Annotated in this window: 5 protein-coding genes; all 5 read right to left on the bottom strand. The window is 44.3% G+C overall.

Going from position 1 to position 6,158, the window contains the following annotated elements; genetic code table 11:
- Positions 1 to 176, bottom strand: a 176-nt coding sequence (locus GB992_RS10140) for a helix-turn-helix domain-containing protein (RefSeq protein ID WP_161002334.1), incomplete at its 3' end; no start/stop codon positions are given.
- Between the two features lie 213 nt (positions 177 to 389).
- Positions 390 to 1,877, bottom strand: coding sequence for a lysine--tRNA ligase (gene lysS / locus GB992_RS10135; RefSeq protein WP_421017458.1), 1,488 nt, complete (start codon positions 1,875 to 1,877; stop codon positions 390 to 392).
- Positions 1,878 to 1,954: 77 nt separating this feature from the next.
- Entirely contained in the window at positions 1,955 to 2,968 is a 1,014-nt protein-coding gene (dusB, locus tag GB992_RS10130; RefSeq protein ID WP_161002332.1) for a tRNA dihydrouridine synthase DusB, read from the bottom strand.
- Positions 2,969 to 2,980: 12 nt separating this feature from the next.
- Positions 2,981 to 3,865 (bottom strand): Hsp33 family molecular chaperone HslO, encoded by an 885-nt coding sequence (gene hslO / locus GB992_RS10125; RefSeq protein ID WP_161002331.1) that lies wholly within the window; start codon positions 3,863 to 3,865, stop codon positions 2,981 to 2,983.
- 139 nt (positions 3,866 to 4,004) lie between these two features.
- Positions 4,005 to 6,128: an ATP-dependent zinc metalloprotease FtsH gene (ftsH, locus tag GB992_RS10120; RefSeq protein WP_161002330.1), complete on the bottom strand. Its 2,124-nt coding sequence runs from the start codon at positions 6,126 to 6,128 to the stop codon at positions 4,005 to 4,007.
- Positions 6,129 to 6,158 lie beyond the last annotated feature (30 nt).

The raw sequence follows: 6,158 nt of genomic DNA, 5'->3' as shown, positions 1-6,158 counted from the left end.
TCCTGAGCCTTCGAAGGTGAATAGGATTTACCAGTAGAATTACGGCTTAATTCTCGAGAAATGGTTGAGTAACTTTTCTTGATATGGCTGGCAATCTCACGAAGTGAGTTTCCATGATTCCTCATTAAAAAGATAGTTTCCCGTTCATCTATGGTAATATGCTTGTAGTGATCCATGGCTAAATTCCTTTCATGATTGTTTTCGCAAACATCATTTTACAGAAATTTGGCCATGGGCCATTCTTTATTTAATTAGTGTTGCACTTAAAGTGTAAATTCAAGCTACAAAAAAAGGATGATCACAATAAATGTGATCATCCTTTTTTAGCTCGTCATTCGTCTGTAGACTTAGCTAGTCACAAATACATAAGATCATGTATATGACTAAGACTATTCATTCTCACTATTATCCTCAGCGCGCATCGTTGGGAATAACAGAACATCGCGAATCGACGGTGCATCTGTTAATAACATGACTAAACGATCAACCCCAATACCTAGACCGCCGGTTGGTGGCATGCCGTACTCTAAAGCCTCGACGAAGTCTTCGTCAATCAATTGAGCCTCGTCATCCCCAGCATCCCGTTCCTTAGCTTGTTGCTCGAAACGTTCGCGCTGATCAATTGGATCATTTAATTCAGAGAACGCATTCGCAAATTCATTTCCCATAATATACAGTTCAAAACGATCCGTGAATCGTGGGTCATCTGGATTCTTCTTTGCCAATGGTGAAATTTCTACTGGATGTCCATAAATAAACGTTGGTTGAACTAACGTGTCTTGGACTTTGTCTTCAAAGAACTGGTTAATAATATGACCAACAGTCCAGAACTTTTCATAGTGAATGCCATTTTTATCGGCCAACGCCTTTGCTTCGTCCAATGACATTGGCTTCCAGAAATCAATACCCGTCACTTCTTTAATGGCATCTACCATGTGGACACGTTTAAATGGCTTATTCAAATCAAGCGTTTGGTCCTGGTAAGTCACAACAGCATCAGGTGTTACTGCATGCGCAGCTGCCTTAAAAATGCCTTCTGTTTCGTCCATGACATCATGGAAGTCCCAGTACGCCACGTAAGACTCCAGCATTGTGAACTCAGGATTATGGCGCGTGTCGATACCTTCATTACGGAAAACACGGCCAATTTCATAAACGCGTTCCATACCACCGACAATAAGTCGCTTTAAATGTAGTTCCAAAGCAATCCGTAAGTACAATTCAATATTTAACGCATTGTGGTGTGTGACAAACGGACGGGCAGCCGCACCACCAGCAATGTTGTGTAACACTGGTGTTTCAACTTCTTGGAAGTCTAAGCCATCTAGATAGTGACGAATAGCAGTAATAATCTTTGTCCGCTTTTGGAAGCGAGCAAAACTGTCATCGTTGGCAATCAAATCCAAATAACGTTGACGATAAATCTGCTCCTGGTTCGTTAAACCATGAAATTTATCCGGCAATGGCCGTAACGACTTGCTCAAGAAGGTGACTTCCTGTGCACGAACCGTCAATTCGCCCATATCCGTTTTGATGACATCACCTTTAACACCAATAAAGTCACCAATATCTGAACGTTTGAAAACATGATACATGGCTTCGCCAATCACATCTTTACGAACGTAAATTTGGATTTTGCCAGTGCGATCCTTTAAATCTGCAAAACCAACCTTACCTTTACCTCGCTTAGAAACCATTCGTCCAGCAATAGTCACTACGTTAGCTTGAGACTCCAGCGTTTCCTTGTCTTCTTCACCAAACTGATCATGCAATTGTTGTGCTAAATGTGTCCGATCAAAACGATGCCCAAACGGTTCAATGCCTTCGTCGCGCAATTCTTGTAGCTTTTCACGACGAACCTTCATCTGGTCATTCATGCTTGCTTCTTGCTTTGCCAAATTAATCCCTCACTTCTGTCAATTTCTCACAAACACCATTCTACACTAAATAACCTTTAGCTACCGGCAATTTGTGAACTTTCACGAGCATCCCGTGCTGCTAGCTTATCCAAGAAACGATCGAAAATGTCGTTCATTTCTTCCTGTGTGTCGGCATTATTCAGCGCTACCTTAGTTCGTGCCGAGTGAGAAATACCTTTCAGATAATACGTAGCCTGTCCTCGGAACTCACGGGGACCAACATGTTCGCCCTTTAGATCAACCAGTCGTTGCAAATGTTCTTTAGCAGTCGCCACTTTTTCAGCCGGCGTTGGTTCTGGCAAAATTTCGCCTGTTTCAAGATAGTGGGCCATTTGTCCCAATACCCATGGATTACCTTCCGCAGCGCGGCCAACCATTGCTGCATCCGCGCCAACCTCTTCAATCATCTTCTTGGCGTCCTGCGGTGTTTGGATGTCGCCATTCCCCATAAATGGAATATGAATCTCCTTGGCTACTTCATGAAGGACATTCCAATCTGAGTGTCCTTCATAGAACTGATACCGTGTTCGGCCATGCATAGCCAAAGCCGAAGCACCACCACGTTCGGCCGCTAATGCATTCTCCACCGCATAAATATGATCAGGATCCCAGCCTGTCCGCATTTTAACGGTAACCGGCTTTTTGACCGCATCAGTCACATACGAAACCATTTCATACACCTTGTTAGGGTCAAGTAGCCAACGAGCACCAGCATCCGTTTTAACCACCTTGTTAACGGGACATCCCATGTTGATGTCAATGATGTCTGCTTCAGTATGTTGATCGACATATTCTGCCGCTTGAACCAACGTTTCCTTAGTGCCACCAAAGATTTGAATACTCATCGGGTGTTCGGCCTCTTCAACCTTCATCATGGAGAGGGTCTTTTTATTCTTATACATAATGCCACGGTCAGAAATCATCTCACAAACGACGAGTCCAGCACCGAATTCTTTACAGATAAGTCGAAACGCCGAATTAGTCACACCTGCCATCGGTGCCACCACAATCTGATTCGGAATCTCAATATCACCAATTTTCCACTTCATCGTTTTCCTCCGCTACGCGTTCTTTTCGCTCAAAATCGTTTGTAGTTCCTGTTCACTAAACTGATATTTGTTACCACAAAAACGGCAAACTGCTTCAGCACCATGATCCTCAGTGATCATATCTTTAAGGTCCTTGTCCGGTAAACTGGCCAGGTCTTTGGCAAATTTATCCTTTGAACAATCACATTGAAAACTAACGGGTACACGTTCCAAAACTTTGACCCGCTCCTTGCCAAACAGATCATTTAAGATATCTTCCGGTGTTTTACCATCACGGAGTAACTGTGACACTTGAGGTAAGTCCTTCAGACTGGCTTCAAGCTCTGAAATCGCTTTGTCAGACGCACCTGGCAACACCTGAATCATGAATCCGCCGGCAACGCCGATGCTGTTGTCCTTTTCAACAAAGACAGACACGCCTACCGCTGATGGAATCTGTTCAGATTGTGCTAGGTAATATGTGAAGTCATCACCTATTTCACCACTGACCAAGGCAACTTGACCAGTGTACGGTTTATCCAAACCTAAGTTTTTGGTAACCGACAATGCACCATTCTTGCCAACAGCGGCACCAACATCAATATGTCCCTTATCGTTTAATGGTAAGTGGACATGGGGATTTACAATGTAGCCCTTAACGTGGCCATTGGCATCTGCATCAACCACAATCCCCTTTGCTGGCCCATCTCCCTGAACCTTGACAGTCATACTTTCCTGCCCCTTCATCAACGAAGTGGAAAGTAATAGTGTAGCGGTTAGTGTACGCCCCAGGGCTGCCGAAAACGCACTCCATGTGTCATGTCGCTGCTGTGCTTCCGCAACAACATTGGTTGAGTTGACGGCGTAGGCACGAAAATTACCATCGTCAATAATACTTTTAACTAAATAGTTAGCCATAGTTTACTCCTTGAAAAAATTCTGAAAGTTAGTATACCGCAATTACATTAAAAACGTTAGTCAAACGCCAGTCTTCCATTTGGTAAAAACAAAAAGCACATTATCGAAAACAGCCTAATTTCCGATAATGTGCTCATTATTATAACTGGTTGGAGTCTGAAGAATCATCGCTGTGATCCGCACTTGCAGCACTATTAGCTTGGCTGTTTGCACTCTCACTGGCAGATTGATCAGGTTGAGCAGATTCTGAAGTTGATACTTCATGTTCTGCCGCACGTTCCTGTTCACGTTGTTGCAAAGCACTCTTGGCTTGTTCAAATGTTGCCGCTTGCGGATTTTCATCTGCAGGTTGCGTTTCAGGCATTTTGCCTGTCTTGAATAAACTAAGGATTTGCTTTTCATCCAACGTTTCATACTTCAACAAGGCTTCCGCAATCAGCTTATGCTGTTCACGGTGACTCTGAATGATGTTAACAGCTTCCGTGTAACCTTCTGTAGTTAAACGGCGAACTTCTTCATCAATCAGTGAAGCCGTTTCTTGTGAATAATTAGGCTGTTGACCATATTGAGCCATCGCAGCTTGGTTTTCGCCTTCAAGTGCGACCATCCCCAATTTGTCACTCATCCCGTACTGAGTAACCATTGAACGAGCAATCTGTGTTGCTTGTTCAAAGTCGTTCGAAGCACCAGATGATTCGGAGTTAAAGATGATTTGTTCAGCGGCCCGACCACCCATTAAACCGGCAATCTGTTCGTTAGCATCCTTTTTACTCATCAGCATTTGATCTTCACGTGGCAACATGATGGCATAACCACCAGCGCGTCCACGAGGAACGATCGTTACTTTATGAACCACACGCGCATCGTTAAGTACCAACCCAACGATTGTATGACCGGCTTCATGGAAAGCAACGGTTCGACGCTCTTGGTCAGAGATAACCCGGTCATGTTTGGCCGGCCCAGCAATAACGCGATCTTCGGCCTCATCTAAGTCAGCCGCATCGATTTGAGTTTTACCACGACGAGCTGCTAACAAAGCAGCTTCATTTAGCAAGTTAGCTAAGTCTGCACCAACAAACCCTGGCGTCTGTTTCGCAATTTCTTTTAGATCCACATTGGCTGCCAATGGCTTGCCTTTTGAGTGAACCTTCAGAATTGCTTCACGGCCCTTAACGTCTGGACGACCAACTAGGATCTTCCGGTCGAAACGACCAGGACGTAACAAAGCTGGGTCCAAAACGTCAGAACGGTTAGTGGCTGCCATGACAATAACACCTTCGTTACCAGTGAACCCATCCATTTCAACCAACAATTGGTTCAATGTTTGTTCACGTTCATCATGACCACCGCCCATGCCGGTACCACGTTGACGCCCAACGGCATCAATTTCATCGATAAAGATAATCGATGGTGCGCTCTTTTTGGCCTGATCAAACAGGTCACGAACACGACTAGCACCAACACCGACAAACATTTCAACGAAGTCTGAACCAGACATGGAGAAGAATGGCACGCCAGCTTCACCGGCAACAGCCTTCGCTAACAATGTTTTACCAGTACCAGGCGGGCCCTCGAGTAAGACACCCGCTGGAATATGTGCACCCAGCGTGGTGAACTTATGAGGATCCTTCAAGAATTCAACAACTTCGACCAATTCTTGTTTCTCTTCTTCTTCACCAGCAACATCACTAAAACGAACGGTGTTGCTCTTAGGATCAGCAGGTTTAGCACGGGATTTCCCGAAGCTCGTGACACCGCCACGACCACCGGCACCGCCTTGACCAGCCTGACCCATCATCATATAGAAGAAGAAACCAATCAAGACAATCGGTAAGATTAAACTAATCAGATTAATCCAGAAACCACTGGATTCTTCTGCCTTAGTGTCCATCTTTACGTTATGTTTAGCAGCGGCGTCTGTTACCTGTTTTACACTTGCGTTATTTTCAAGAATAGAACTGGTAAAGCTCTTTGCCTTACTGGATTGATTGTTACCTAGTCCAAGTGCTGAATTACTGTTATTGGAAACTTTTTGAGCTTTCCGATACTCACCGGTAATCTTGTAAACGCCACCGGCAGGTTGCACCTGAAAGTTCTTAATTTTGTTATCCTTTAAATTACGAACAAATTCACTAGAGCGAATATTCTGAGTCTGTGATCCGGAACTATTGCCAAAGAAGAAATACAAGATTCCCATAAATGACAAGAAGATCACGATCCAGAACAGGCTGTTGCGGACTGGTCCGTTTCGGCGTGAGTTCATACAGTGCCTCCTGACAGCATAATTCAGTAT

Origin of the sequence: Furfurilactobacillus milii (genome assembly GCF_009863985.1) — a bacterium.
GTDB lineage: Bacteria > Bacillota > Bacilli > Lactobacillales > Lactobacillaceae > Furfurilactobacillus > Furfurilactobacillus milii_A.
The sequence above is the reverse complement of the archived record's forward strand: the minus strand, read 5'-3'. Positions and strand labels throughout refer to the sequence as shown.

What these genes read in the sequence shown, in the direction of transcription:
- lysS (WP_421017458.1), bottom strand. Translation starts at nt 1,877, where the DNA reads ATGAATGACCAGATGAAGGTTCGTCGTGAAAAGCTACAAGAATTGCGC.
- ftsH (WP_161002330.1), bottom strand. Translation starts at nt 6,128, where the DNA reads ATGAACTCACGCCGAAACGGACCAGTCCGCAACAGCCTGTTCTGGATC.
- hslO (WP_161002331.1), bottom strand. Translation starts at nt 3,865, where the DNA reads ATGGCTAACTATTTAGTTAAAAGTATTATTGACGATGGTAATTTTCGT.
- dusB (WP_161002332.1), bottom strand. Translation starts at nt 2,968, where the DNA reads ATGAAGTGGAAAATTGGTGATATTGAGATTCCGAATCAGATTGTGGTG.